This is a genomic window from Sorangium aterium (genome assembly GCF_028368935.1).
Lineage (GTDB): Bacteria > Myxococcota_A > Polyangia > Polyangiales > Polyangiaceae > Sorangium > Sorangium atrum.
The window spans coordinates 897,229-923,486 of the sequence record NZ_JAQNDK010000005.1; the positions used below are offsets into that span (position 1 = coordinate 897,229).

General features: G+C 69.8%; 22 protein-coding genes. 4 read left to right on the forward strand and 18 right to left on the reverse strand.

Annotation, left to right across the window (positions count from 1 at the left end; translation table 11 throughout):
• Positions 1–12: 12 nt before the first annotated feature.
• Positions 13–1,677, reverse strand: coding sequence for a nitrite/sulfite reductase (locus POL72_RS41680; RefSeq protein WP_272102429.1), 1,665 nt, complete (start codon positions 1,675–1,677; stop codon positions 13–15).
• An 85-nt stretch (positions 1,678–1,762) separates the two neighbouring features.
• On the opposite strand from POL72_RS41680, the gene POL72_RS41685 reads away from it, so the two are divergent.
• On the forward strand, positions 1,763–2,959 hold the full coding sequence (locus POL72_RS41685; protein WP_272102430.1) for a trans-sulfuration enzyme family protein: 1,197 nt from the start codon (positions 1,763–1,765) through the stop codon (positions 2,957–2,959).
• Between the two features lie 84 nt (positions 2,960–3,043).
• On the opposite strand, the gene POL72_RS41690 is transcribed toward POL72_RS41685, so the two are convergent.
• The 17 genes from POL72_RS41690 to POL72_RS41770 form a co-directional block, all read right to left on the reverse strand.
• Entirely contained in the window at positions 3,044–3,592 is a 549-nt protein-coding gene (locus POL72_RS41690; protein ID WP_272102431.1) for a response regulator transcription factor, read from the reverse strand.
• Between the two features lie 7 nt (positions 3,593–3,599).
• The gene (locus tag POL72_RS41695; protein ID WP_272102432.1) at positions 3,600–5,072 is read right to left on the reverse strand and encodes a sensor histidine kinase; all 1,473 of its coding nucleotides are present in this window, start codon (positions 5,070–5,072) and stop codon (positions 3,600–3,602) included.
• 193 nt (positions 5,073–5,265) lie between these two features.
• Positions 5,266–5,763 (reverse strand): cytochrome C oxidase subunit IV family protein, encoded by a 498-nt coding sequence (locus POL72_RS41700; RefSeq protein WP_272102433.1) that lies wholly within the window; start codon positions 5,761–5,763, stop codon positions 5,266–5,268.
• Positions 5,764–5,778: 15 nt separating this feature from the next.
• Complete coding sequence (locus POL72_RS41705) at positions 5,779–6,465, reverse strand: cytochrome c oxidase subunit 3 family protein (RefSeq protein WP_272102434.1); 687 nt, start codon at positions 6,463–6,465, stop codon at positions 5,779–5,781.
• Entirely contained in the window at positions 6,462–8,099 is a 1,638-nt protein-coding gene (ctaD, locus tag POL72_RS41710; RefSeq protein ID WP_272102435.1) for a cytochrome c oxidase subunit I, read from the reverse strand. The genes POL72_RS41705 and ctaD overlap by 4 nt, the downstream gene beginning before the upstream one ends.
• A gap of 19 nt (positions 8,100–8,118) precedes the next feature.
• A complete protein-coding gene (coxB, locus tag POL72_RS41715) occupies positions 8,119–9,063 on the reverse strand; it encodes a cytochrome c oxidase subunit II (protein ID WP_272102436.1) in 945 nt (314 codons plus the stop codon).
• Between the two features lie 30 nt (positions 9,064–9,093).
• Positions 9,094–9,936 carry an SCO family protein gene (locus POL72_RS41720; RefSeq protein ID WP_272102437.1) on the reverse strand — a complete coding sequence of 281 codons (843 nt, stop codon included), beginning with the start codon at positions 9,934–9,936 and terminating at the stop codon, positions 9,094–9,096.
• The gene (locus tag POL72_RS41725) at positions 9,936–10,598 is read right to left on the reverse strand and encodes a prolipoprotein diacylglyceryl transferase (protein WP_272102438.1); all 663 of its coding nucleotides are present in this window, start codon (positions 10,596–10,598) and stop codon (positions 9,936–9,938) included. The genes POL72_RS41720 and POL72_RS41725 overlap by 1 nt, the downstream gene beginning before the upstream one ends.
• 10 nt (positions 10,599–10,608) lie before the next feature.
• Positions 10,609–11,811 (reverse strand): hypothetical protein, encoded by a 1,203-nt coding sequence (locus POL72_RS41730; protein WP_272102439.1) that lies wholly within the window; start codon positions 11,809–11,811, stop codon positions 10,609–10,611.
• Positions 11,808–12,419 (reverse strand): c-type cytochrome, encoded by a 612-nt coding sequence (locus tag POL72_RS41735; protein ID WP_272102440.1) that lies wholly within the window; start codon positions 12,417–12,419, stop codon positions 11,808–11,810. The genes POL72_RS41730 and POL72_RS41735 overlap by 4 nt, the downstream gene beginning before the upstream one ends.
• Positions 12,416–13,183, reverse strand: a complete 768-nt coding sequence (locus POL72_RS41740) for a DUF3341 domain-containing protein (RefSeq protein ID WP_272102441.1) — start codon at positions 13,181–13,183, stop codon at positions 12,416–12,418. The genes POL72_RS41735 and POL72_RS41740 overlap by 4 nt, the downstream gene beginning before the upstream one ends.
• Positions 13,173–14,606, reverse strand: a complete 1,434-nt coding sequence (nrfD, locus tag POL72_RS41745) for an NrfD/PsrC family molybdoenzyme membrane anchor subunit (RefSeq protein WP_272102442.1) — start codon at positions 14,604–14,606, stop codon at positions 13,173–13,175. The genes POL72_RS41740 and nrfD overlap by 11 nt, the downstream gene beginning before the upstream one ends.
• The gene (locus POL72_RS41750) at positions 14,603–17,602 is read right to left on the reverse strand and encodes a TAT-variant-translocated molybdopterin oxidoreductase (protein ID WP_272102443.1); all 3,000 of its coding nucleotides are present in this window, start codon (positions 17,600–17,602) and stop codon (positions 14,603–14,605) included. The genes nrfD and POL72_RS41750 overlap by 4 nt, the downstream gene beginning before the upstream one ends.
• Complete coding sequence (locus tag POL72_RS41755; RefSeq protein WP_272102444.1) at positions 17,599–18,030, reverse strand: cytochrome c3 family protein; 432 nt, start codon at positions 18,028–18,030, stop codon at positions 17,599–17,601. Before POL72_RS41755 ends, POL72_RS41750 begins: the two co-directional genes overlap by 4 nt.
• A 596-nt stretch (positions 18,031–18,626) precedes the next feature.
• Complete coding sequence (locus tag POL72_RS41760) at positions 18,627–19,412, reverse strand: phytanoyl-CoA dioxygenase family protein (RefSeq protein ID WP_272102445.1); 786 nt, start codon at positions 19,410–19,412, stop codon at positions 18,627–18,629.
• Positions 19,409–20,404, reverse strand: a complete 996-nt coding sequence (locus POL72_RS41765) for an aldo/keto reductase (protein WP_272102447.1) — start codon at positions 20,402–20,404, stop codon at positions 19,409–19,411. Before POL72_RS41765 ends, POL72_RS41760 begins: the two co-directional genes overlap by 4 nt.
• Before the next feature lie 10 nt (positions 20,405–20,414).
• Positions 20,415–20,657 (reverse strand): hypothetical protein, encoded by a 243-nt coding sequence (locus POL72_RS41770; RefSeq protein ID WP_012240189.1) that lies wholly within the window; start codon positions 20,655–20,657, stop codon positions 20,415–20,417.
• A gap of 144 nt (positions 20,658–20,801) precedes the next feature.
• Here POL72_RS41770 and POL72_RS41775 point away from each other — a divergent pair, with 144 nt between their 5' ends.
• The 3 genes from POL72_RS41775 (at position 20,802) to POL72_RS41785 (ending at position 26,163) form a co-directional block, all read left to right on the forward strand.
• Positions 20,802–22,808 carry a SpoIVB peptidase S55 domain-containing protein gene (locus POL72_RS41775; RefSeq protein WP_272102448.1) on the forward strand — a complete coding sequence of 669 codons (2,007 nt, stop codon included), beginning with the start codon at positions 20,802–20,804 and terminating at the stop codon, positions 22,806–22,808.
• Between the two features lie 69 nt (positions 22,809–22,877).
• Positions 22,878–24,986 (forward strand): hypothetical protein, encoded by a 2,109-nt coding sequence (locus POL72_RS41780; RefSeq protein WP_272102449.1) that lies wholly within the window; start codon positions 22,878–22,880, stop codon positions 24,984–24,986.
• A 304-nt stretch (positions 24,987–25,290) separates the two neighbouring features.
• Positions 25,291–26,163, forward strand: coding sequence for a hypothetical protein (locus POL72_RS41785; RefSeq protein WP_272102450.1), 873 nt, complete (start codon positions 25,291–25,293; stop codon positions 26,161–26,163).
• Positions 26,164–26,258 lie beyond the last annotated feature (95 nt).

A 26,258-nucleotide genomic window follows, 5' to 3' on the forward strand; every position in this document is an offset into this window, starting at 1 on the left:
GCGGGGGCTCGGTCAGAGGGCGCCCTCGGCGGCCGCGAAGCCGGCGCGGGTGATCTCCTGCACGCCCTTGCGCGTGACGAAGTCGCGGAAGCTCTCGCCCTCGGCGCGGCCGGCCATGTAGAAGCGCGCGATCGCCGCGATGACCTTGGGCGTCTCCTCCTCGGGGATGCGGCCGTCGAGGCGCTCGCCGATGCGCGCGCTCGGGCCGCAGCAGCCGCCCACGCGGAGCGAGTAGTGCGGGCGCTCCACGCCGTCCTTGCCCTTCACCATCAGGCCCGTCATCCCGATGTCCGCGACGTGGTGCTGGCCGCACGAGTTCGGGCACCCCGAGATCTTGATGTCGAACTCGCCGAGGGCGCTGACGAAGTCGTCGGTCTCCTGGCGGCTGCCGTTCGGCACCAGGTGATCCCGGATGCGCGTGCCGACCTCCATGCTCTTCGTGATCGCGAGCGTGCAGTAGTCGCCGCCGGGGCAGGTCACCACGTCGGTGATGTGCCCCGAGTCCGCCTCGGCGAGGCCGATCTGCGAGAGCTCGCGGTGTAGGCTGAGCAGCTGCCCCTCCGGCACCCAGCGCAGCACGAAGTTCTGGGTGTTCGTCGCCCGCACCTCGCCGTTGCCGTAGCGCCGCGAGATGTCGGCCAGGCGCCTCAGCTGCTCGGCCGTGATGTCGCCGAGCGGCAGCTTGACGGTCGCCACCCGGTAGCCGGGCTGCTTCTGCGCGATCGTGTTGGTCCGCTTCCAGCGCGCGAACGCGCCGTCGCCGAGCGTCTCCCGCAGCGGCGTGAGCGGAGGCGGATCGTTCTCCCGGTACCCGGCTACCTCCTCCGTCAGCTCGGCCGCGAGCGCCTCGCCGCGCTCCGCCTTGATGCGAGCGAACTCCTCGTCGAGCCTGCGCAGGAACTCCGCCTCGCCGATCTTGCGCAGCAGGAACTTGAGGCGCGCCTTCTTCCGGTTCTTCCGCTCTCCGTCCCGGTGGAACACGCTCACCACGGCCTCGCACACCGGCAGCAGATCGGCCTCCGGGATGAACTCCTTCCAGAGGTGCGCGATCTCGGGCGTCGACCCGAGCGAGCCGGCCACGTAGACCGCGAAGCCGCGCCCGCGGTCGCCGATCTTCGCGAGCAGACCGACGTCGTTGATCATGATCTGCGCGTGATCGCGCGCGCTCCCCGAGAAGGCCACCTTGAACTTCCGCGGTAGCCGCCGGTTGTGCTCGTGGAAGAGGAAGTGCTCGGTGACCGCGTGCGCGTAGGGCGTCACGTCGAACACCTCGTCCTCGACCACGCCAGCGAGGTGGGACGCGGTGATGTTGCGGAGCGTGTCCGCGCACGCGCCGACCGTCGTCACCCCCGCGCGCACGAGCACGCGCTGCAGGTCGATCGTCTCTTCGATCTCCAGGTAGTGGAGCTGGATGTCCTGGCGGGTCGTGACGTGCGCTAGCCCGCGCCCCCACCGCTCCGTGACTTCCGCGAGGGCTTCCAGCTGCGCAGCCGTGAGCTGCCCTCCAGGAATCTTGATCCGCTGCATGTGCTTCACGTGCGCGAGCTGCGCGTAGACACCCATGGCCAGCCGTAGAGGACGGAACTGGTCGGGGGTCAGCTCACCACGTTTGAATTTGGCGACGTTCTCGGCGTGTACGTCGATGGCCGCCGCAAGGCGCTCGACTCGTTGCGACATAACCGATGGTATTCCCTATATTTCCGACGCGTCAAGTGCGACAATTATCACGGTCGGTTCCACGTGGTATCCGGCCTCCAGCACCATGAAGACCGCTCTGCCGAACTCGACCGAAGCCGTGCACGCGGGCGTACTCCGCCAGCGCCCCTCCCACACCCTCGCGCCTGCGATCGCGCAGACGGCGACGTACACCTTTGCGGACACGGCGGACCTCGAGCGCTATTTCGCCGGAGGCGACGCGGATCCCGAGCGGCAGGAGTACGGTCGTTACGGCAATCCCACGGTGCGCGAGGTCGAGCAGCGCATCGCGGCGCTCGATCGCGCGGAGGACGCCCTGCTCTTCGCGAGCGGCATGGCGGCGGTGACGACCACGGCGTTCGCGCTCCTCAAGGCGGGCGACCACGTCATCCTGTTCCGCGACGTGTACCGCCGCACACGGCAGTTCGTGATCAACGTGCTCTCGCGGCTCGGCGTCGAGCACACGCTGATCGACCCGGGCGCGTTCGATCAGCTCGAGGCGGCCATCCGGCCGCGCACGCGCTTCGCGCTGAGCGAGTCGCCGACGAACCCCTACCTCCACTGTATCGACCTGTCCCGCTTCGCCGAGATCTGCAAGAAGGCGCGGGTGAAGACGGTCGTGGACGCGACGTTCGCGACCCCCTGCAACTCCGATCCGATCGGCCGCGGCATCGACCTCGTGGTCCACAGCGCCAGCAAGTACCTGTCGGGCCACAACGACGTCCTCGGCGGCGCGGTCTCCGGATCGAGCGCGCTGATCTCGCTGATCCGCGACATGCGGAGCGTCCTTGGGAGCATCATGGATCCCCACGCCGCGGCGCTGATCGGGCGCGGGATGAAGACGCTCGCGCTCCGCGTCGAGCGGCAGAACGCGACAGGGCTCGCCGTGGCGCGCGCGCTCGAGGCGCACCCCGCGGTGGAGCGGGTGTTCTATCCGGGGCTCCCGTCGCACCCGGATCACAAGGTCGCGGCCGAGCAGATGCGCGGCTTCGGCGGGGTCGTGAGCTTCATCGTGCGCGGCGGGCGAGAGGCGGCGTCGCGCGTCGTGGACGGCGCGCGCATCGCGGCGATCGCACCGAGCTTCGGCGGCGTCGAGACGCTCATCGAGCAGCCCTGCATCATGAGCTTCCACGAGCTCAGCGACGAGCAGCTCGCGGCGATCGGCATCTCCCCCGCGCTGATCCGCCTGTCGGTCGGCATCGAGGAGACCGAGGACGTCGTGAGGGACATCGTCGGCGCGCTCGACGCGCTCGGCAAGCCCTAGCCGCGCCAGCGGGGCCGCCCGCGCGAATCCGCCGCGAAGCGGCGCAGAAGTCCGGCCATCCGGCCGGGCTCCTGGTGGGCGGAGCTAACTGAGCTTCTTCAGCTTCCGCTGCAGCGTCCGCCGATCGATCCCCAGCAGCTTCGCCGCGGTGGCCACCACGCCGCCCGACTCCCTCAGCGCGGCGCGGATCGCCTCGCGCTCGAGATCGTCGAGCTTCAGGCTCCCCGGCGGCGGCGTCGGCGCCGCCGAGGGCGGGGGGCGCTGGCGGTCCCGGAGGTTCGCGGCCTCGCGCAGCAGCTTGTCCGCGTCGACGGGCTTGCTGAGCAGCGTGTCGGCGCCCTCGCGCATCGCCGCCACCGCGAGCGGGATGTCCCCGAACCCGGTCAGCATCACGATCGCCGCGTCGGGCTGCAGCTTGCGGTACTGGGCGAGCGCGCTGAGCCCGTCGCCGCGCGGCATGCGGTAGTCGATGACCACGAGGTCCACCGGCTCGTACTCGAGCGCCACGAGCCCCTCGTCGATCGTCGCCGCGGTCCTCGCCACGACCCCGCGGCGGCGCAGCGCGCCCTGCAGGGTGGTGCGGAACGCGTCGTCGTCGTCCACGAGGAGCGCCGTCTCGATCCGTCGCGTCATCTTCACCTCAGGCGGCCCCGGAGCGCTTCAGCGCGCCGGGGAGATCCGCGTCCATGGGGTCCGTGCTCCCGTCGAGGCGGAGGCGCAAGGTCGCCTTCGCGCCGCCGGTCTCGACGCTCTCCATGCGCAGCACCGCGTTCATGCGGGAGGCCATCATCGAGCTGATGTAGAGCCCGAGCCCCATGCCCCCCTGCTCCATCTTCGTCGTCTGGAACGGCTCCCCGAGCCGCCCGGCGATGTCGGGGTTGAGCCCCGGCCCGTTGTCGGAGACCGCGATCTCGCAGACGTCGCCGCGCTCGACGACGCTCACCTCGATCCGCTGCTCGGCCGAGCCGGCCGTCGCCTCGGCGGCGTTGGCGAGCAGGTTGACGAGCACCTGGCAGAGCGCCGGCCGCAGCACGTCCGCCTGCACCGGCCGCGGCGTGTCGAACGCGAGCGCGCCGCGGTAGCCGAGCCGCGCGAGCTCGACCTTCGTCAGGTCGCGCACGAAGCGGGTGAGCTCCAGCGGCTCCAGCCGCTGATCGAGCCGGATCTGGCCGCGCATCAGCCCGATGATGTCGCTCGCGCGCCGCGCCTCGCCGGCCACGGTCTCGGCCATGCGCGCCGCGTCCTCGGAGCCCGTCTCCCGCGCCACGTCGACGAGGTCCTTGCTCGCGAGGAGGATCGTCGCGAGCGGCGTGCTGAGCTCGTGCGACATCCCGCCGACCATGCGGCCGAGCATCGCCAGCCGCTCGTTCCGCTGGCTCTGCTGCCGGAGCTCCTCGAGCCTGTGCGCGTAGACGACGACGAAGAAGCCGAGGAACAGCGTCAGCGACGTGAGCGACACGAGGTCGCCGAGCCGCCGGATGCGCTCGCCGCCGAGCGGCGCCGCGTCGAGCGGCAGCGGCGCCGCGTACGTGAGCACGGCGATCGCGGCCAGCGTCAACAGGCCCACGAGCACGGTCGTGCGCCGCGGGCAGAGGAGGCCGGAGAGGGCGATGTGGAAGGCGAGGAAGACGGCGAACGGGTTCGCCAGCCCGCCCGAGAACCAGAGCATCCAGGCGTTCGCGAGCACGTCGCCCACGAGCTGGGCGCGCGCGTGATCCTGCGCGGGCTCGCGCCCCGAGGGCTCGCCCCCGTCCGTCCGGCGCGCGCGCTGGACCCGGAAGGTCCAGGCAATGTTGGCCGCCGCGATCGCGGCGATGCCGACGATCAACGGAGCGAGCCCGAGGTCGGGGACGAGCTTCCTGCCAGCGACCGTGGTCGCGACCATCCCCGCGATCGCCCCCCACCGCAGCTGGATCAGCCACCTGTCGGCGGTGTCCCAGGACGGGGGCTTCGGCCCGGAGAGCAGGACCGCGAGCCGCCGGCGCGCCGCCGGGGGCGCGCTGCTCTTGGCGGGGTCGGGACCTGCGTCAAGCGACCATGGCTGGAAGGAGGATTGCATCCGCGCGCGGACAGAGGGGCTTTCCAGGGCGCGGTCGAGGTGTCCGGCGTCCATCCCGGAGCAACCTTCCGACGTTGCCTTGCATCCGCTCCCTTGTACCGCGCACGAAAGCCGCGAGCACGCGCGAGGTGCGCCCCGGCCCACATCCTGGGGCTATCAGGAAAAACCCCAGCAAATACAGTGACTTGGGATTGTTGGCCGGATTACATCCGACCTCGTGCCGGCGGGGCGCTCGGCCCCGGGCCGGTCACTTGGCCTCTTCGGCTCCGCCGCCGTGCGCGCCGTGCTCGGGCGGCGGCGGCGCCTTGTGCGAGCGCTTCATCCTCCAGTCGTCGGCGGCGCGCTTGCCGTCGAACGGCGCCTTGATGTCCGCCGGCCGCTCGGCCTCGATCTGCTCGGCCCGGCCGCGGTTGGCCGTGTCGAACATCGTGAAGCCGATGAAGATCGCCAGGAAGATGAGCGACGACGCGAAGATCAGGGCGTGGAACTTATGGTCCCACTTGAGGTGCATGAAGATGAGCGCCACGACGCCCGCCTTCGTCGTCGCGATGATGATCGCGATCGCCAGGTTGGCGGCGCCGAGGTCGACGTAGCTCGCGCCCACGGTGGCGACCGTGAGCACGAGCAGCGCGAGCCACGTGGCGATGTAGACCTTGAGCGGCAGGACGTGAGGCACGTGATCGGCGCCATGGCCATGGCCGTGCCCGTGCCCGTGCGCGCCGGCTGCTTCTGCGTGTGTCGACATGCGGTCCTCTAGGCCTCAGCCCACCAGGTAGAGCAGGGGGAAGAGATAGATCCAGATGAGGTCGACGAGGTGCCAGTACAGCCCCACCCCTTCGACCGGCGAGTAGTAACGGCTCGAGAACTCACCGCGCGTGTTGCGGATGAGGATCCACGTGATGAGCCCCATCCCGATGACGACGTGCAGGCCGTGGATGCCCGTCATCATGAAGTAGATGGCGAAGAACGTCCCCCCGTGGGCCGTGGTGAAGCCCTGGGCGGTGAAGTACTTCCCGGGCAGCAGGCCGTCGTGGAACTTGTGCTGGTACTCGAAGTACTTGATCACAAGGAACATGGCCGCGCAGAGCAGGGTCACCACGAGCAGCCGGGTGGTGGTCTTCTTGTCGCTCCTCTGCGCAGAGCGGACGGCGAGCGCCATCGTGAGGCTGGAACAGATGAGCACGATCGTGTTGATGCCGCCCATCACCTTGTCGAGGTGATGGTGGGCCTCCACGAACGAGTCGAAGAACCAGGTCCGGAAGACGGCGAACGCGCAGAACAGCCCGCCGAAGAGCAGGATCTCCGTGACGAGGAAGAGCCAGATGCCCATCCTGCCGGCGTCGAACTGCGTGTCCGCAGAATCGAAATGATGGGCGACGTGGAAGTCGGGGGACAGGATCGGGCCTGCCTTGTTCGGCCGGTCGGCGGCCTCGGCGTGCGCGCTCATGCGTTCTCCGTGTTGAAGTCGTATGCGCCCTTGGTGACGATCGGGGTGCGGACGAAGTTCTCGGTGATGGGCGGGGAGGCGGTGGTCCACTCGAGGCTGAGCCCGCCCCAGGGGTTCGCCGGCGCCGGCGCGCCGGAGCGCAGCGACTTGATGAAGCAGATGATCATCACGAGGAAGCCGAGGCCCAGGATCCACGAGCCCACGGTCGAGAAGGCGTGCAGCGGCTGGAACTGGTCCAGGTAGTTGTAGTAGCGGCGCGGCATCCCGCGGCTACCCATGATGAACTGCGAGAAGAACGTCACGTTGAAGCCGATGAAGACGAGCGCACAGGAGATCGTCGCGAGCCGCTCCGAGTACATCTTCCCGGTGATCTTGGGCCACCAGTGGTGGAGCCCGCCGATGTAGGCGATGACCGTGCCGCCGACCATCACGTAGTGGAAGTGCGCGACCACGAAGTACGTGTCGTGCAGGTGCAGGTCGACGCTGAGCATCCCGAGGAAGATGCCGGTGAGCCCGCCGATCGAGAAGAGGATGAGGAACGACAGCGCGTACAGCATCGGCGCGCTGTAGCTGATGGATCCGCGCCACAGCGTCGCGATCCAGTTGAAGACCTTCACGCCGCTGGGGATGGCGACGAGGAAGGTCAGGAACGAGAACATGATGGCCGCGAACTCGCTCTGGCCCGAGGTGAACATGTGGTGGCCCCACACGAGGAAGCCGACCAGGGCGATGGCGACGCTGGAGAACGCGATCGCCTTGTACCCGAAGATCCTGCGCCGCGCGTGGACCGAGATGAGCTCGTTGATGATGCCCATGCCCGGAAGGATCATGATGTAGACGGCCGGGTGGCTGTAGAACCAGAAGAAGTGCTGGTAGAGCACCGGGTCGCCGCCGAGCGCCGGGTCGAAGATGCCGATGTGGAACGCGCGCTCCGCGATGAGCAGGAGGAGCGTGATGCCGAGGACCGGCGTGGCGAGGATCTGGACGATGCTGGTCGCGTAGATCGCCCAGAGCATGAGCGGCATCTTGTACCAGCCCATCCCCGGCGCCCGGAGCTTGTGCATCGTGACGATGAAGTTCAGCCCCGTGAGGACGCTGGAGAAGCCCAGGATGAACACGCCGAACGTGACGCTCAGGACCGACGTCGTGGTCACCGTGCTCGAGTACGGCACGTAGAACGTCCAGCCGGTGTCGATGCCGCCCGTGATGAGCGACGACAGCGTGAAGAGGGCGCCGATCCAGTAGAGGTACAGGCTGAGGAGGTTCAGCTTGGGGAAGGCGACGTCCTTCGCGCCGATCATGATCGGCAGGAGGAAGTTGCCGAGCGCGCCGGGGATGCTCGGGATGATGAACAGGAACGTCATCACCGCGCCGTGCAGCGTGAACATCTGGTTGTAGGTGTTCGCGCTCATGATCGTCTGCTTCGGCGTCAGGAGCTCGAGCCGGAGGATGAGCGCGAACACGCCGCCCATCGCGAACGCGATGAACGTGCTGATGAGGTACATCAGGCCGATCCGCTTGTGATCGACCGTGGTGAGCCACGACATGATCCCGCTCTGGGCCCGGATGTAGTCCGTTCCGTGGCCGCCGTCGGGTGCCGTATTGACGTCGAGGGTTGTTACGGTCTGCGACATGACTGCTTCTCCCCGGCGCTCACTTCACCGTCTTCAGATAAGCGATGAGCGCGTCCACTTCTTTGTCCTTCAGGAGCCCCTTGAACGACGGCATCACCGGCGGATAGCCGCGCACGACCTGGCCGCCGGGGTTGAACAGGCTCTCGCGGATGTAGTTCTCATCCACGACGACCTTGGCCCCGTCCGCGAGCTCCTCCTCGCGGCCGAAGACGGCCTTGAGCGACGGGCCCTGGATCCGCGTCCCGTCGAGCGAGTGGCAGGTCGCGCAGCTCCGCTTGGCGAAGAGCAGCTTGCCGAGCTCCTCGGGGGGCAGGTCGCTGTTGTTGTTGCCCTCGAGCCACTTGTCGAAGTCCGACGGCTCCAGCACCTTGACGGTGGCCATCATGTCGGAGTGACCGGACCCGCAGTACTCGGCGCACAGGAGCACCGTCTCGCGCGCCTCGGTCGCCTCGAACCACACCGACGTGTACGAGCCCGGGACCACGTCCTGCTTCACCCGGAACTCCGGGATGAAGAAGGCGTGGAGGATGTCCTTCGAGCTCAGGATGATCCGCACCGGACGCCCCCGCGGCACGGCGAGCTCGTTCACGGTCGTCGTCCCGTCGGGGTAGGTGAACGTCCACAGGTACATCTCGCCCGTGGCGTTGATCTCGTAGGCCTCGGCCGGCGCGACGGAGGCGTGCACGTAGCCGCGCATGCCCACGAAGAAGAGCGAGATCACGATGGCGAGCGGGATCAGCGTCCACACGACCTCGACCGTCGTGCTGTGGTCGATGGGGCTCGTCTTGTCGCGCTCGCTGCGCCGTTTGTACTTGATGGCGAAGAGGACCGTCGCCCCCGCCACCAGGATGAAAAAGAGGACGGAGACCCAGTAAGCCGCGGCCCACGCGGAGTCGATTCGCTCAGCGAGCGTCGAGCCCTGGCGGGGCAGCCAGAAGGAGCCGAGTTCGATCGGGTTTTTCATCACCATAGTTGTGGCTCCGCCACCTTGTACCTAGGAAGCCTCGTTTACGCGCACCCTCGTGCGGGAGCGTTCAGTCCGCCAGAAGCGAATCAGCCAGAGCCCGAGGACCACGACGGTGACCGCGCCTGACGCCATCATCAGCCGCTTCGTCGCCAGGACGTACCCTCGGGCGTTGGGATCGTAGTGAAAACAGAACAAGAGCACGCGATCCCAGGTGCTCCCGACCTGCCCGCTGCCCGCTTCGCGCAGCGCGAGGCCGAAGTTCTTCTGTGGGAAGGAGATGCCGTAGAGCGTGCGCGACAGGCGTCCATCCGGCGTGAAGACGAACGCGCCCGCCGCGTGCGCGTACTGCTTCGTCGTCTCGTCCCACCGGTAGTGGAAGCCCACCGCGTCGGCGAGCGCGCGCACCGACGCCTCGTCGCCGACGAGGAAGTCGAAGCCGTCGCCGGTGACCGGCCTGCCGTACGCCTCGATGTAGTTCGCCCGCTTCTTGCGCCCGGCTTCGGGCGTGTCGCGGGGATCGAAGCTCACGACGAGGGTGCGGTACTCCTTGCCCGCGCTCCAGGCGCTCTCCTTCATGGCCTGGAGCACGCCGTTCAGGACCAGCGAGCACAGCATCGGGCACTCGAAGTAACCGAGCACCAGGACGAGGGGCTTGTCCCCCGCCGCGTACCTGGCGAGCTCGACCTCCTGCCCCGACTGGTCGCGGAGCCGGAGCTTCTGCGGGAGCAGGGCTCCCGGCCGCTCGTCGATGTCGATGCCGGTGAGCTCGGTGGGGATGGTCGTGTCCGCGGCCCGCGCGCTCCGCGCCGGGGTGACCGTGGCCACCACGAGCGCGAGAACGGCGAGCAGGCCAGACAGCGGGCGGGACATCACTGCTCCGGAGCGGGGGTCGCCGGGGCCGCGGGCTTGGGCGCCGCGCCTGCAGGCTGGGCGGGCTTCGCGTCCGCGGGCTTGGCGGGCTTCACGGCCTCGGCGGGCTTGGCTGACTCGGCAGGCTTCGCAGGCGTGGCCGTACCAGCAGGCTTGGCGGCGTCCGAGGGCTTCGCCGCGTCCTTGTCGCCCGGCTTCGCTGCGTCCTCGGCCTTCGACGGCTCGCCGGCGGCGGAGCCCTCGTCGGGCTTCGCTGCGCCGTCCGCGGGCTGAGCGCCGTGCGGGATCGTGTGGATCTCCACCGGGGGGGCGGCCGCGCTCCTCACGCGCCTCTCCTGGTAGTCCTTCAGGGTGAGCGCGACGGCCTGATCGACCGGGATGCGGACGACGCCCTTCTTCTCGTCGGCCCACTGGTAGCGGCTGAGCCGCTCCTGCTCCATGGCCCGCAGGCCGCGGAGCGCGCTGTTCGGCGGCTCGAGCACCTTGCTCGAGATCTCGTGCTCCATCGTCGACTTGAAGATCTCGTTGACGAAGAGCACGGTCACCACGATGGAGAACAGCGTGGCGATCACGATCACGAAGATGAGCGAGTTGTTCGGTCGATCCGCCTCGGCCTGGGCCTCGTCGTGATCGGTCGCTGTGTTGTCGGTCGCTTCGCTCATGGCCGGCTCCTTACGGGTTGTCGATCCGAGCCGCTTCGGCAAGGTGAGGGTCGTTCAGGGGATACAGCGGGCTCTTGGCCGCCTGGAGCGCGAGCATCCAGGCTCCCACGCCCAGCGGGCCGAGCAGGCCGGCGAGGTCGATCCAGCTCAGGTGCAGGTGGTGATCCACGTTCGGCATGACGAGCCAGTAGAGGTCGACATAGTGCATCACGAGGAGGAGCACCGACGCCGCGCCGAGCACGAGCGGGCTCCGCTTCGCGTGTCGCGACAGGAGGACGAGGAACGGGATGACGAAGTGCCCGAACAGCAAGGCCAGGCTCACGACGTGCCACGAGCCCTCCCAGCGGTGGCGGTAGAAGATCGTCTCCTCGGGGATGTTCGCGTACCAGATCAGGATGAACTGCGAGAACGCGATGTAGGCCCAGAAGATCGTGAAACCGAAGAGCAGCTTGCCGATGTCGTGCTGGCGCTCGACGTTGCTCACCTTGCGCAGGAGCCCCGCCTTGTGGAGCGCGATCGTGATCAGCGCGAGCGCCGAGAGGGAGCTCGTGGCCGAGCCGGCGAACACGTAGACGCCGAAGATCGTCGAGTACCAGTGCGGGTCGATGCTCATCAGCCAGTCGAACGCCGCGAACGAGATGGTCAGGGCGAAGACGATGACGGCCGGGGCCGCTCCGGCGCGCATCCTCGCGGTGGGCCGGAAATCGGCGCTCTTGTCCTGCGCGCGGGAGGTCTTGATAAACCAGAGCGCGAGGCCCGCCCACGCCGCGAGGAACACCACGGCGCGAATGTAGAAGAAGGTCGGGTTCAGGTAGGGCGCCTTCTGGTGGAGCACATGATCGTTCGCGGCGTCGGGCCCCATCCAGTGATGGTAGATGTCGTGGGCGAGCACCGCGACCGGGAGGAACAGCACGATGCAGGCGGGCAGGATGCCGCTCATCCACTCCATGTGGCGGCGCGCGGCCGCCGACCAGCGCGCGCGGGTCAGGTGCTGGATGATCACGAAGAACAGCGCGCCGAGCGCGATCGTCACGAGCCACGTGAAGCCGGTGAGGTACGAGAACGCAAAGCGCTTCGTGTCAGTCACCGCCGCCGCCGCCGAGAGCACCACGCCGACGATCGCCAGCGCCATGCTCCCCGAGACGAGCCGCTTCGCGACCGCCGGATCGAGGACCTTCGTGTCCTCGGCCAGAGCACTTCCGTGGGACTTCATGGAGTTCCGCTCTCCTTCGCGATGTTGCCCCGCTGGGCCTCGGGCACGTCGTCGATGTGCGCGTGCTGGCTGTGCTGCAGCACGCGCACCCACGTGACGATCGCCCACCGGTCCTTGACCGGGATCTGCTTCCGATAAGCCGGCATGTTGCGCACGCCGTTCGTGATGACGTTGAAGATCTCGCCGTCGGGCAGGCCGAGGGCCCGGTCCGACGCGAGGTCGATGGGGGGCGGGTATCCGCGCTTCACCACCATGCCCTGGCCGCTCCCGCTGTGGTCGTGGCACGGGGTGCAGTAGATGTGGAAGCGATCCTGGCCGCGCCGGATCACCGCCTCATCGACGGTGATGGGCGCAAGCGCCAGGAACGTCTCGCCGTCCTTCTCCTTGCCGGTGCGGAAGGCCTCGCTCTCGTCGAGCGATCCCTGGGCCACCGTGCCCTCGACGATCGGCCGCATCGCCCGCCCGTCGGGGAACAAGCGCGTGCCCTCCTCGGGCTGGAACTTGGGCTGCCAGTCCATGTCTCCGAAGACGTGGATCGGCGGATCGCTGCTCGCCTGTCCACGGCAGCCTGCCAGGACGAGGAGGAGGGGAATGCTCCAGCGCTTCACGACGAGACCTCCCGGATGCTCTGGGCGCCGAGGCGCTGGAGGAGGCTGCGCGTCTCCGTGGAATCGAACTTCGGGTCGCTCGCCTCGACGCTGATGAAGAAGGCGTCGTCGGTCGCGCGCGGGAACGAGGGGTGCGTCATGGTGGGGTGGAACAAGGTGGGCAGGCGCCCGAGCGCGAAGAGCCCGAAGAAGCACGTGAGCGCCGCGAAGAGGACCGTGAGCTCGAAGAAGATGGGGATGAAGGCCTGGTACGAGAAAGACTGCTTGCCGCTGATGATGAGCGGATAGTCGTAGTACTGCGTGTACCAGGCGAGCGCGATGGCGCTGGCGAGCCCCGCCGTGCCGCCGCCGAGCACGAGCCACGGCAGCGGAGACGGCTTGAGCCCCATCGCCTTCTCCAGCCCGTGCACGGGGAACGGCGTGTGCGCGTCGAAGCGGCTGTACCCGGCGTCCCGGAGCGCCTCGCACGCGTGATAGATGTCCTTCGGGCTCGTGAAGTAGCCCATGATCCCGAACAGGGCAGACTCCCCGTCCGCCTCCTGCTCGGCCTTGCGCTCCAGCTTGCGCTCGATCGAGAGCGCGGCCTGACCGTGCGGCCCGCTGTCGTGGGGCTCGGAGTACTCCGCGTCGTCCTCGGGCACGTGGCCCTGCGGCTCGATGTCGGGCTGGCTGTCGCGCGCGGAGCCCTTGTGCGCTCGTGCCTCCTCGGCCGAGGCGGGCTTCCCGGAGCGCTTCTGGCGTCGGGCATCGCTGTTACGCTGCATGATGAGCCTCGTCGTTGCTGTGCGAGCCGTGAGGATCGGCCGCCGCCGTGACCCCCTTCACCTCGCTGATCGCGACCATCGGCAGGTAGCGGACGAACAGCAGGAAGAGCGTGAAGAAGAGGCCGAACGAACCGAAGAACGTCGAGATGTCCCAGATGGTCGGGCGGAAGTAGGTCCAGCTCGAGGGGAGGAAGTCGCGGTGGAGGCTCGTCACGATGATGACGAAGCGCTCGAACCACATCCCGATGTTGACCAGGATCGAGAGGATGAACATCGCGGGGATGCTGGTGCGCACCTTCTTGAACCAGAAGAGCTGCGGGAAGATCACGTTGCAGCTCACCATGGTCCAGTAGGCCCAGGCGTACGGGCCGAGGATGCGGTTCCGGAAGGCGAACTGCTCGTAGCCGTTGCCGCTGTACCAGGCGATGAAGAGCTCCATCCCGTACGCGTAACCGACCATGGTGCCGGTCGCGACGATGACCTTGTTCATGTTCTCGAGGTGCCGCATCGTGATGAGGCCCTCGAGGCCGAACGCCTTCCGCGCGAACACCATCAGCGTGACGACCATCGCGAACCCGCTGAAGATGGCGCCCGCGACGAAGTACGGCGGGAAGATCGTCGTGTGCCAGCCGGGGACGATCGAGACGGCGAAGTCGAACGACACGATCGTGTGCACGCTGAGCACGAGCGGCGTCGAGAGCCCGGCGAAGATCAGGTAGGCCTTCTCGTAGTGCAGCCAGTGGCGGTGCGAGCCGCGCCAGCCGAGACAGAGGATCCCGAAGACGATCTGCTTCGTCCGGGTCGTGGCCCGGTCGCGGATCGTGGCGAGATCAGGGATGAGCCCGACGAACCAGAACAGGGTCGAGACCGTCGCGTAGGTCGAGACGGCGAACACGTCCCAGAGCAGCGGGCTCTTGAAGTTCGGCCAGATGCTCATCTGGTTCGGGATCGGGAACAGCCAGTGGGCGAACCAGATCCGGCCCAGGTGGGCCACCGGGTAGATGGCGGCGCACGCGACCGCGAAGATCGTCATCGCCTCCGCGGCCCGGTTGATGCTCGTCCTCCACTTCTGGCGGAAGAGGAAGAGGATGGCGCTGATCAGCGTGCCGGCGTGGCCGATACCGACCCAGAACACGAAGCCGGTGATGTCCCACGCCCAGTTGACCGTGGTGTTCAGCCCCCAGATACCGATACCGGTACCGACGAGGTGAGCGAGCGAGCCGGCGAGGATAAGGAGGATGCTGAGGGCAAGGCACAGCAGCACGAGCCACCCCGGGGGGCGCTTGCTGAGGATGATGCCCGAGACCTTGTCGGTGAGAGAGCGGAAGTCGTCCTTCCCCTGCACGAGGGGCGCCTCGTCCAAGAGGGCGGCGCGGTCCGAGAGCCGGGGGTGGTCGACCTGGAGGGGTGCTGTGGCGCTCATGCGTCGGCGAGCTCCGGGTTCTTGTTGCGAATCTTGGCGAGGTAGGTGACCCGCGGCTTGGTGTTGATCTCGTCCAGCAGCCTGTAACCGCGCGGGCTAGCGGACGTGGCGGCCACCTGGCTCGTGGCGTCGTCGAGGTCGCCGAAGACGATGGCCTGCGTCGGGCAAGCGCCCTGGCACGCGGTCACGATCTCGCCGTCCTTGATGTGGTCCCGACCCTCTCGCTTGGCGTCGATCTTGGCGTGGTTGATCCGCTGCACGCAGAAGGTGCACTTCTCCATGACGCCCCGCGATCGGACGGTGACGTTGGGGTTGAACTGCATCTTCCGCTCCTCCGAGTCCGGCTGGCCGTACTCGAGGAAGTTGAAGCGACGGACCTTGTAAGGGCAGTTGTTGGCGCAGTACTTCGTGCCGACGCACCGGTTGTACGCCATGTCGTTCAGCCCCTCGGGGCTGTGCGTCGTGGCGGCGACCGGGCAGACCTGCTCGCACGGCGCGTTCTCGCAGTGCTGGCAGGGGAGCGGCTGCTGGATGCTCTCCGGCTCGTTCGGGTCCGTGCCCTGGAAGTAGCGGTCGATCCGGAGCCAGTGCATCTCGCGCGTCATGCGCACGCCTTCGGCGCCGACGACCGGGATGTTGTTCTCGGCCTGGCAGGCGACGACGCACGCGTTGCACCCGATGCAGGCGTTGAGATCGATGCTCATGCCCCACGCGTGCCCCTGCCGCCGGTTCGGCTCCTTGAACAGGCTGAGCAGCGGCGGCACGTGCACCTGCTTCTGGGCGAACTCCGTGTCCTTCTGGAACTCGTCGAGCGTCCCCTCGCGCGCGAGCGGGCGGCCCTCCATCACGAAGTGCTCCTGCGTGCGCGCCAGCGCCACCACCTCGCCGGCCTTCTCCAGCGAGAAGCCGCCGGCGAGCTCGAAGGCGTCGCTCTTCCGCAGCGGGGTCGTGTCGACGCCGACGCCATGGCCGACCCGGAGCTGCGCGCGCCGGCCCTGGCCGATGGTGATACCCACCGAGTCGTCCGCCTGCCCCGGCGCAACGAGGACGGGGATCCGCACCGACGCGCCGCTGCCCGTCAGCGTCACGACGTCGCCGTCCTTCAGGCCGAGCCGCGCCGCCGTCGAGGGCGAGAGGTTCGCGGCGCTGCCCCAGGTGAGCTTCGTCATCGGGTGGGGCAGCTCCTGGAGCCACCCGTTGTTCGCGAACCGGCCGTCCCACGCGTGCACGTCGGGCCGGAAGGTCACCTCCAGGCCCTCGCCCGCGGCGGGCGCGAACGCGCGCAGCGCCTCGATCGCGCCCTGCGCCGCGGCGGCCACCTGCTCGTCCACGAGCTGGGTGCCCGCGACGAGGCCGTCGTGCAGCGCGCGGCGGAAGTCGTCCTCGGTGCGCTTCGCGCCCTCGGCGGTCAGCCAGGTCGCCCGCACCAGGTCGTACGCCGTCCGCGAGCCGCCGAGCAGGAGCTCGATGACCTCGGCGTCCGTCCTGCCGCCGAAGAGCGGCGCGATGAGCGGCTGCGCGACGCTGGCCGTCCCGTCCTCCGCCCGGACGTCGCTCCACGACTCCAGCGGATGGGCGCGGTTCAGGTGCCATTTGGTGCGCTCGCTCGTCTCGTCGACGTGCGTCGAGACGTGCACGCTCACGGCCACCTTGGCGAGCGCGTCGGCGAAGCGCGCGTCCGCGGGCGCGTCGAAGGCCGGGTTGCCGCCCAGGATGATCAGCGTCTCGACCTCGTTCTTCTCGATGGAGCGCGCGAGCTCGACGAGCGCCTCGGGGCCCTCGCGCGAGTCGTCGAAGGGCGCGACGAGCCGGACCGCCTTGCCCGTGTTGTCGAGGGCGAGGTTGATGAGGTGCACGAGGCCGTGGACCTCCTTCGGCAGCGAGCGCCCGGCCACGACCGCGCCCTGGCCCCGGTTGGCGGCGAGGTCGGCGGCGATGGCGGCGACGTGCCGGGTCGCCTTGGCGTCGAGCCCCTCCGATTTGCCCTCGAGCGCCTTGAGCAGCTCCGCGTCGAGCGCGACCCCGCGCTTGCCGAGCTCGGTCGCGAGGGCGAAGGCGAAGGCGGGGATCTTGCGGCTCTGGATGCGGAGCCGGTGATCCGCGGCCGCGCCGGTGATCGTGAAGGTGCTCTCGACGGCGTAGAGGCGGTTCATCGCCTTCGGGTCCTTGTCGACCGCGCGGCCCGCCGAGAACGCGCGCGCCTGCTTGAGCGGGCTGCCGTCGGAGGCGAACAGGTCGGCGTCGAGCGCGACGATCACGCGCGCCTTCGTCAGGTCGAGCGTGGTCTCGAGCGGCTTGCCGAACGCGAGCCGCGCGCCCTCCCGCGCGGCGTCGCGCGAGAAGGGCTCGTACCGGACGACGCGCGCCTCGGGCAGCGTCTTGCGGAGATCCGCGAGGCGCGCGGCCAGCGTCGGCGACCGGTGCGCCTCGGTCAGGATCGTGAGCCCCTTGCCGCCGCGGCCGCGGAGCTTGTCGCCCTCGGTGCGGAGGAACGCCGCGGCGTCGTCCCAGGACTTCTCGTTCGCGCCCTCGCGCGGCGACTTGCTGCGATCGGGATCGTAGAGGTCGAGGACCGCGGCCTGGGTATAGAGGGTGGTGCTGCCGAGGCTCTCGGGGTGCTTCGGGTTGCCCTCGATCTTGGTGGGCCGCCCCTCGTGGCTCTCGACGATGACGCCGAAGGCCGTGCCCATCATCGGGAGCGCCGTCGCGAAGAACAGTGGCTTGCCCGGGATGACCTCCTCCGGGGTCCGCGAGTACGGCAGGATCTGCTCGACGGGCCGGCGGCAGCCCACGAGGCCACCGAGCGCGAGCGACGCGCCCATGAGGCTCAGGAACGTGCGCCGCCCGACGCCCTCCGGCGGCTCGAACGCGGCCGGCGGGAACTCGCGCCCGAGCGCGTCGACGAAGTCGGGCGAGCCGGAGAGCTCGTTCAAGCTGCGCCAGTAGGTCTTTCCAGAGAGGTCCTGGGCGAGGGGGAGAGGAGTTCGTTTACTCATCGGTGGCACCCCGAGCAGTGAAGCGGCGCCTGCACCTGCCGCCCGGAGGAAGTGACCGCTGGCACGCGATCGTTGTAAGGCTCGTGGCTCGCCGGGATGCCGGCGCCCGCCATGGCGGCCGTCGCGGGTGCCATATCCATCTTGGTGACGTCGGCGGGATTGCGGAGGTTGGGACCCGGATTGCGGTGGCAGTCCAGGCACCATCCCATCGAGAGCGGCTGGACCTGCCGGACCTTGTGCATCTGGTCCACGCGGCCGTGACAGCTCACGCAGCCGACCCCTGCGGCCAGGTGGGCCGAGTGGTCGAAATAGGCGTAGTCCGGCAGGTTGTGGACGCGCACCCAGGGGATGGGTTGATCCGTCGCCCAGCTCTCCTGGACCAGGAGGAGCTTTTCGCTGTCCCGCCGCACCTTGGCATGACAGTTCATGCACGTCTCGGTGGGGGGAACTGCGGCGAAGCTGGAGACCTCTACTGTGCTGTGACAGTAGCGGCAGTCGATACCGAGGTCGCCGGCGTGCAGCTTGTGGGAATAGTCAACCGGTTGATCCGGCTGATACCCAACCTCGATATGTTTGTTGGTACCGTAGTACCAGAATCCGCCGATCACAGCGGCGCCGAGGGGCAGGACTCCGAAGAGCAGCCCCAACGGAACCACTTTGTTGGCCCATCGTGGGAACAGGAACCGCGCCATAGGGTTGTGGTGGGCGTCGGAGGGACGCGCGGGCGCAGTTATGGCTTGCTGGCGGGGTGCGACAAGACGGCAAAGTGCCGCGTGACTGCGGCAGATTGCCGCTGTGGATAACTGAAGGTCCACGTCGCGGCAGGCCGCCGCGGGGGTGCGGCACTTTGCCGCGGCTGCAGGCGTCCGTCCTTACGACACGGGTGCAAACTGGACGCGACACCAGCTCGAAAAATTCTCGAAACATCGACGCCGGCCGGAAAACCCCCCCGGCGAAGCCGGGGAGGGGGAGGGCTGGCGAGCGGGGGCCGCCGACCGCGCCGGGGCCGCCTGCCCGGGGGAGCTCAGAACACCGGCGTGAACGTGCGTGGGGCCTTCTTCTTCCGGAGGCATCGGGTCGCCCTGCTCATGTAGCAGACCGTGAAGGCCCGGCGCGGCTGGCCGCTCCGGTTCACGGCGGAGCAGTGCCAGAGGTAGTTGTGGATCAGCAGGGCCTCGCCCGCGCGCGCCGGCAGCGCGATCTTGCGGGCGTCCGCGTCGGCCGCGCGCACGCGGTCGCTCGGAACGACGCCGCCGAGCGGCGTCGCGAGCCCGTCGATGTGGCTGCCTTCCAGCACCTCCACGCAACCGCCGCCTGTGGGGGCGTCGTCGAGCGCGGTCCAGATCTGCAGCTCGGGGTCGCGATCCAGCCCCCAGTAGCTGCCGCCGTCCTGGTGCCAGGGCAGCGGCGTCCCTCCCGACGCGGCCTTGTTGAAGAGCACGGCCCGGTAGATGGAGACCTCTCCCTCGATGAGCGCGCGCGCGATCCTCTCGAAGAGCGGGTTCTCGATCCAGGCGAGGAACAGCGGATCCTTCTCGAGCTTCTCGAGCTTCCGGTACGACGTGCTCGGCCCCTGGTAGCCCTTGCCGTACGGCAGATCCTCGTAGCGGCCCGACGCGGCGTCGTGCTGGAAGAAGAGCCCGGGGTACGTGACGCGCCCGAGCATCAGGTCATCCGAGCGCGCGCGCAGGGCCGCGAGCCCCGCGTCGGTCATCACGCGCCCGAGGCGGGCGTGGCCGCGGGCGGCGTAGTCGGCCAGGGGGACCGCGAGATCGAGATCCCTGGCCTCGGGCAGCAGGAGATCGATCATCGCGCGTAGCTCGCGTCGGTGCCCAGGTGATCGCGGTAGAGCGCGTCCATGCGCCGCGCCGCCTCCTTCGAGAGCGGGCGCGCGACGGCGTCGGCCGCCGCATCGAGGTGCTCTGCCCGGACCGGGCCGACCAGGATGGAGTCGACGACGTCGCGCCCCGCGAGCCAGGCGTACGACAGCGAGATCAGGCTCGTTCCCTCGTCCGCCGCGATCGCGGCGTAGCCGGCCGCGAGCTCGAACATGCGCCTGCTCCAGTACCGGCGCTGGTAGAGGCCGTTGCCCTCGAAGCGCGAGCCCGCCTGCGTCGCCTCCGGCCCGGCGTGCCGCCCCGTCAAGAGCCCGCCGGCGAGCGGGTTGTACACCGCGGTGGCCAGCGCGTACCGCCGCGCGAAGGCGGCGTACTCGACGTCGAGCTGACGGATCAGCGCGTTGTAGAGCACCTGAGAGACGGCGGGGCGCGGCCTCCCGACGGCGTCGCGGCGCGCGATGATCTCGAGGATCTGCCACGACGCGAAGTTAGAGACCCCGTACTGCAGGATCTTCCCCTGCTCGAGCAGGGCGTCGATCGCCGACAGCGTCTCCTCGATGGGCGTCTCCGGGTCCGGCGCGTGGAGATAGCAGACGTCGACGTGGTCGGTGCCGAGGCGCGCGAGGCTCTCCTCGACGGCGCGGATCACGCGCTCGCGCCCGAGCCCCTCGGGCCTGCCCCGGAGGCGGCGCAGGCCGACCTTGGTGGCGATCTGCGCCTCGGCCCGGCGGCCCCGGAGCGCCCGGCCGAGGATCCGCTCGGACGCGCCGTCCTGGTAGAGGTTGGCCGTGTCGAACGCGGTGATCCCTCGATCGAGCGCGCGCAGGGTGATGCGCTCGGCCTCCTCGGGCGGCGTGCGGCCGCCGAAGTTCATCGTGCCGACGAGGATCGCGGGCGGCGCGCCCGGGCGCCGCTTCGCCGTCATTCCCGCGCTCACGTCGTCAGCCTTCACGTCAGGCGCCACGCCCCGCTCCTCACGCCCGCGCGACGAGGAGCGCGAGCACGTACACGATGAGCCATACGAGCCACAGGGTGCTCGTCCGCCGCCACCCCAGCCGGAAGCCGTACATCGGCGCGAGCGGCGGCACCACCAGCGCGACGAGCCCGCGCCAGCGCGGCTGGCTCCGGAGCGCGAGCCGCGCGGCCAGCGCGACGTGGGTGGTCACCCAGGCGGCGAACGAAAGGACGAGCGTCGCGGTCGCCGCGATATCCTTCACGGGGCGAAGCCTAGCGTCGCCGGCGCGCCCCGCCTCTGGAAAACGGCGACCCCGGGTGGCGCGGCGACCTCCCGGCGCGCCTCTGGCCCCCGCTCTGTCGCGCTACCAAATCCGGGCTAAGCTTGGGCCGTGCCTCTGCGCAACATGCCGTGTTTTCGTCCGGATTCCTTCCTCACCGCGCGCGCCGCCCCGCTCGCGACCCGCGGCGCGAGGGCGATCGCCGGCGCCGCCCGCGCCCTCGTCGACCGCGACGGCCGCCTCATCCCCCTGAGCCTGCTCGCCGGCGCGGCGTGCAGCGTCGCCGTCGGCGTCGGCGCGGCTCAGGCGATCTCCGCCCCGCCCGACACGTTGCCGATCTCCGAGGTGAAGCCGGGGATGAAGGGATACGGCCTGACCGTCTTCTCCGGCACCACGCCCGAGAAGTTCGACGTCGAGGTCATCTCGACGCTCCGCAACTTCCGGCCGAACCAGGATCTCATCCTCATCAAGACGCAGCACCCGCGCCTCGAGGTCGCCCGCACCGTGGCGGGGATGAGCGGCAGCCCGATCTACCTGAACGGCAAGATGATCGGCGCCTACGCGTACGGCTGGCTCTTCGGCGCGGAGGCGATCGCCGGCGTCACCCCGATCAAGTCGATGCTCGACGAGCTCGCGCGCCCGCTCCCGCGCGGGATCGCCCCGAAGGTCGGCGGCCCGCTGCCCGCCCCGGTGAGCCGCGCCGGTGGTGCGACGCCGCCGCCGCGCGCCGCCGCGCCGGCCCGCCTGCACGGGAGCCGCGGCTTTTTGGGGGCCGTCGACGCCTACGATCTCGCCGGCCACGCCGGCCAGATCGCCGCGCGCGTCGCGTCGTCGCTCGCCCCGCCCGAGTCGACGGGCCTCGCGCGCGCCTCGACGCCGGTGATGCTCGGCGGGCTCGGCGGGACGTCGCTGCGCATCGCGAGCGATCTGCTCGGCCCCATGGGGCTCGATCCGATGCAGGCTGGCGGAGGCTCGTCCGCGAACCCGGAGCCTGGCGCGCCGACCAAGTACGTCGACGGGGGGGCGATCGGCGTCGAGCTCGTGCGCGGCGACATCTCCGCGATGGGCATCGGCACGGTCACGCGCGTGTCGGGCGACAAGCTGGTCGCGTTCGGCCACCCGATGATGAACGGCGGCGTCACGAACCTCCCCGCCGCGATCGCGCGCGTCCACTGGATCCTGGCGAGCCAGAACCGGAGCTTCAAGATCGGCGAGGCGGTGCGGCCCCTGGGCACGCTGGTGAACGATCGGCAGGCCGCGATCGTCGTCGACAGCTCGGCGAAGGCGCCGGTCTTCCCGATGCGCGTCCAGATCGACGGCGTGGAGGGCGCGCCGCACCCGACGTGGAACGTCGAGGTCGCGCACGATCAGTTCCTCGCGCCCGCCTTCGTCTCGATGGCCGTCGGCAACGCCGTCGAGGCGACGACGGCCGAGCGGCGGGACATGACCTGGCGCGCGGTGAGCCAGGTGAAGATCGGGCGCTACGGCACCATCTCGCTCGTCGACTTCGGCGCCGGCAACGGCACCCCGCTCAGCAGCGACGATTTCGTCCGCAGCCGGCTCGTCCGGGCGATGGGCGCCCTGCTCAACAACCCCTGGGAGGACGTCTCGATCGAGCGCGTCGACACCCGCGTGAAGGTCACCTTCGACCGCGAGGTCGTCCTGCTGCGCGGCGCGAAGGTGCTCGAGCCGGAGATCGAGGCGGGCGCGCCCGCGCGGATCCGCCTGGATCTCCAGCCTCATCAGGGCCCCATCGAGTCGCGCGTCATCGAGGTGCCGGTGCCGCGCGAGCTCGCCGGCAGCCAGGTGGACATCGATCTCGCGCCCGGCTACGAGGTGGAGCGCCCGATGGCGACCCCGAACAACGTCGCCGAGCTCGTGGCGATGCTGCCGAACCAGACCCACGACGCGGAGAGCGTCGTCGCGACGTTCCGGCTCCGGGAGAACGGCGCGGCGTACCGCGGCAAGGTCGCGTCGCGGCTCCCCCCGGGCGCGATGGACACGCTGCGCCCGAGCTCCGCGTCCGACGCGCCCGAGACCTTCGGCGCGCAGGTGCAGGTGCCGGTGTCCCTCAAGCGGTTCCTGGTCGGGAAAGACTCCGTGAGCGTCACGGTCCGGCCTATCCTCCGCTGAGCCCGCCGGTTTCCCGCCTCCCTCTCTTCCCTGACCCCCCTCTCCCTGACCCCCTCCATCTTGCGACCCATGAGCACAGAGCGCTCTTCTGCCCATTCCCGATCGCCTCACCCTCGCCGCACCATCCCCTCTCCCCGCAGGCTCCTCGCCGCCGCCGTCGCCGCCGCGGGGCTCGTGGCGCTGCCGGCCCACGCGGTGGGCACGCGCAGCTTCGAGCTCCGATCGCTCGAGGACCTGAAGGGCGGGGATCTCACCGGCGTCAGCGTGGACTCGAACGGCGCCGTGCGCGCCGGGCTGACGCTCGGCGCGACGCCGCTGCCGGACGCGACGTCCATCTGGAGCTCCGTGGTGCTGCCGGACGGGACGGTGCTGCTCGGCACGGGCAACGAGGGCAAGATCTACAGCGTCTCGGGCGGCCGGGTCGCGCTCGTGGCCACGACCGGGCAGATGGCGGTCAGCGCGCTCGCGCTGGCGGAAGGCGGCGACGTCATCGCGGGGACCTTCCCCGAGGGCAAGCTCTTCCGCCTGCCGCGCGGCGCGGGCAACGGCGGCCCGGCGAAGGTCTTCGCCGAGCTCCCCGACACCGAAGACGTGTGGGGCCTCGCGTACGATCCCAGGGCGAAGGCGCTCTACGCGGCGACCGGCTCCGACGGGAAGCTCTTCCGCGTCGACGCCGCGGGCAAGGCGCAGGTGTACTTCGACAGCGACGAGCCGCACCTCGTGAGCGTCGCCGTCGGGGACGACGGCGCCGTCTACGCCGGCTCGAACGGCAAGGCGCTCCTCTACAAGCTCACGGCGCCCGGGCGCGCGACCGTGCTCTACGACTTCGACGCCGACGACGTGAAGGCCATCGCCGTCGCGCCGGGCGCGAAGGGCGGCGCGATCTACGCGATCGCCAACAAGTACGCCGAGGCGTTCGCCCCCCCGAAGCGCAACCGGAGCGGGCCGCCGTCGCCGCAGCCGGCGCGCGCGCAGAAGCCCGGCAAGGGCGTGCTCATGCGCTTCGATCGGAGCGGCGTCGCCGAGAAGATGATGAGCGACGACGACACCCACTACGTCTCGCTCGGCCTCGGCGACGACCTGGCGCCGTACGTCGGGACGGGCGCGGAAGGCCAGCTCTACACCGTGAGCGACAACCACGTCGCGCGGCTCGTCGCCGACACCGACGAGCGCCAGGTCGGCGCCTTCATGATGGCCGGGAAGCGCAGGTTCGTCGCGACCACCGATCCCGCGGTCTTCCACGAGGTGAAGGGCGTCGGCGGCCCGGACGCGGTGTGGACGAGCAAGGTGCTCGACGCCGGGCTGCGGGCCAGTTTCGGGCGCCTGGCGTGGCGCTCCGACGGCGCGCTGGAGCTCGAGACCCGGAGCGGAAACACCGACGCGCCGGACGGCACCTGGAGCCCGTGGTCCACAGCGCTCGCCGCGCCGGGCGACGCGAAGAGCCCGCCGGCGCGCTTCGCGCAGATCCGCGCGCGCTGGCGCCGCGATCCGGGCGCGGTGCTCCGCGAGGTGAAGCTCTCGTTCGTCACCGACAACGCGCGCGCCGTGGTCACGTCGATCGAGGCCGCGCCGAAGGGGCAGACCAAGCCCTCTCGCTCGAGCCTCCCGCCCTCGGGCGGGGAGGCGCCGAAGCCCGTGAGCGCGCTCCAGCTGACATGGAAGGTCGACAATCCAGACCAGGACGACCTCCGCTACCGCCTCTCCTACCGGATGGAGGGGCAGTCGACCTGGCGCAGCCTGCTGAAGCCGGGCGAGAAGGTGACGCGCGCCGAGCACGTATGGGACACGACCGCGCTTCCCGAAGGCGAGTACCGCATCCTCGTCGAGGCGAGCGACGAGCTGGCGAACCCGCCCGAGCGCACGCTGCGCCACAGCCTCGAGTCGGGCACCGTCCTTGTCGACAACACGCCGCCGCTGTTCCGGGCGCTCGCGCTGCAGGGGCGCCGGCTCACGGGCGAGGTCGCGGACGGCCTCGGCCCTGTCGCGCGCATCGAGGTCTCGATCGCGGGCCTGGACGAGTGGCGGCCCATCTTCCCGAGCGACGGCGTCTTCGACGAGGCCGTCGAGCCGTTCGAAGCGGATCTCGGCGCGATCGTGCCGCCTGGCGCGCACCTGATCGCGGTTCGCGCCTATGACAGCGCGGGCAACGTGGTCACCCGCGACATCGAGGCGCGGTAGGCGCCGTCACACACCGTCGCGCGAGGCCCGGCGCTCGGCGCGACATGGGCGTCATGCTTGCGCCAGGGGCGCCCGCAGGCGAGGCGCACCCGTGTCCGCGCCGCGCAGGGTGGCGCCCCCACCCAGGTTGCGCTCGGCGCCCTGGCGACGACACACCGAATGGGCACATTCTGTGAATGCAGGAGGCGACATGATACGCTCATTCCGCTTGTGCTTTTCTGGTAGTCCTGGAATGAGCTCACACCACGCCCGTCTGCTTTCTGGCCTCGTTGCGACCTGGATTTTCGCGATTTGCGCGTGCTCGATGGGCGACTTCGATGCGGCGGGTGGGTACGAAGACGGCGGCGGGCTGTTCGCGGGTGGGGGGGGCGAGAGCGAGTCGACCCAAACGGGCGGCGGCCCTCCGCCTGGGAGCGGCAGCGCCAGCGGTACCAGCAGCGGCAGCGGCGGTGGCGTCGTGAGCGAGGACGTCAACATCCCGGCGGCTCCGGAGGCGCAGGATCCCTACACCCGCTTCGCTTACCTGTGCGGCGATGGCTGCACCCCAGGCGGCGAGCCGACCGAGTGCTCGTCGGACGGCGATGCGGGGACGGGGACGGGGACGGGGCTCCCTGCCGCGCAGACGCTGCACTGTCAGCTCGTGCTCGACGACGGCGATGCGATCCCGAGCTGCCGTCCGGCGGGCCGCTTCGAGGCAGGAGGCCCTTGTCACAGCGGCGCCGATTGCGCGGCTGGCCTGGGGTGCGTGGCTGCCGACGGCGAGGGCGGCGTGTGCCGGCAGTACTGCTGCGGTCACGTCGAGAGCTGCGCGGCTGGGACGTACTGCGACGAGCGACCGATGGCCGAGTCGGTCGTCGAGGCGAGCGCTCCGGTCCCGATCCCGGTCTGCGTTCCCGCGATGAACTGCGAGCTCTTGAACGACAGCGTGTGCCCGACGGGCCTCACCTGCACGATCGTCCGCGAGGATGGGACGACGAGCTGCGTGGTCCCCGGCGAGGGGCGGACCGGCGAGCAATGCCCGTGCGCGCCCGGCTTCGTGTGCTCGATGCTGACGAACCAGTGCAAGCAGCTCTGCCGGATCGACAGCAGGGCGCAGGACTGCGGCGCAGGCGCCAAGTGCCAGGGCGGCAGCGCGATCTACCCCGCCGGGTTCGGCGTGTGTGTCAGCACGTCGTAGCCGCCGTCCGCCGCGTCGCTCCGTTAAGAAATGTTGTAGAGCCCGGCTCCGCGCGGATCGGAGCGGCGGGCGCGCGCCGCCGTGGTCATGCTGGA

Excerpts from the sequence above, each read along its gene's own strand:
- POL72_RS41680 (WP_272102429.1), bottom strand. The coding sequence starts at position 1,677 with ATGTCGCAACGAGTCGAGCGCCTTGCGGCGGCCATCGACGTACACGCC.
- POL72_RS41685 (WP_272102430.1), top strand. The coding sequence starts at position 1,763 with ATGAAGACCGCTCTGCCGAACTCGACCGAAGCCGTGCACGCGGGCGTA.
- POL72_RS41690 (WP_272102431.1), bottom strand. The coding sequence starts at position 3,592 with ATGACGCGACGGATCGAGACGGCGCTCCTCGTGGACGACGACGACGCG.
- POL72_RS41695 (WP_272102432.1), bottom strand. The coding sequence starts at position 5,072 with ATGGACGCCGGACACCTCGACCGCGCCCTGGAAAGCCCCTCTGTCCGC.
- POL72_RS41700 (WP_272102433.1), bottom strand. The coding sequence starts at position 5,763 with ATGTCGACACACGCAGAAGCAGCCGGCGCGCACGGGCACGGGCACGGC.
- POL72_RS41705 (WP_272102434.1), bottom strand. The coding sequence starts at position 6,465 with ATGAGCGCGCACGCCGAGGCCGCCGACCGGCCGAACAAGGCAGGCCCG.
- ctaD (WP_272102435.1), bottom strand. The coding sequence starts at position 8,099 with ATGTCGCAGACCGTAACAACCCTCGACGTCAATACGGCACCCGACGGC.
- coxB (WP_272102436.1), bottom strand. The coding sequence starts at position 9,063 with ATGAAAAACCCGATCGAACTCGGCTCCTTCTGGCTGCCCCGCCAGGGC.
- POL72_RS41720 (WP_272102437.1), bottom strand. The coding sequence starts at position 9,936 with ATGTCCCGCCCGCTGTCTGGCCTGCTCGCCGTTCTCGCGCTCGTGGTG.
- POL72_RS41725 (WP_272102438.1), bottom strand. The coding sequence starts at position 10,598 with ATGAGCGAAGCGACCGACAACACAGCGACCGATCACGACGAGGCCCAG.
- POL72_RS41730 (WP_272102439.1), bottom strand. The coding sequence starts at position 11,811 with ATGAAGTCCCACGGAAGTGCTCTGGCCGAGGACACGAAGGTCCTCGAT.
- POL72_RS41740 (WP_272102441.1), bottom strand. The coding sequence starts at position 13,183 with ATGCAGCGTAACAGCGATGCCCGACGCCAGAAGCGCTCCGGGAAGCCC.
- nrfD (WP_272102442.1), bottom strand. The coding sequence starts at position 14,606 with ATGAGCGCCACAGCACCCCTCCAGGTCGACCACCCCCGGCTCTCGGAC.
- POL72_RS41750 (WP_272102443.1), bottom strand. The coding sequence starts at position 17,602 with ATGAGTAAACGAACTCCTCTCCCCCTCGCCCAGGACCTCTCTGGAAAG.
- POL72_RS41755 (WP_272102444.1), bottom strand. The coding sequence starts at position 18,030 with ATGAACTGTCATGCCAAGGTGCGGCGGGACAGCGAAAAGCTCCTCCTG.
- POL72_RS41760 (WP_272102445.1), bottom strand. The coding sequence starts at position 19,412 with ATGATCGATCTCCTGCTGCCCGAGGCCAGGGATCTCGATCTCGCGGTC.
- POL72_RS41775 (WP_272102448.1), top strand. The coding sequence starts at position 20,802 with ATGCCGTGTTTTCGTCCGGATTCCTTCCTCACCGCGCGCGCCGCCCCG.
- POL72_RS41780 (WP_272102449.1), top strand. The coding sequence starts at position 22,878 with ATGAGCACAGAGCGCTCTTCTGCCCATTCCCGATCGCCTCACCCTCGC.
- POL72_RS41785 (WP_272102450.1), top strand. The coding sequence starts at position 25,291 with ATGGGCGACTTCGATGCGGCGGGTGGGTACGAAGACGGCGGCGGGCTG.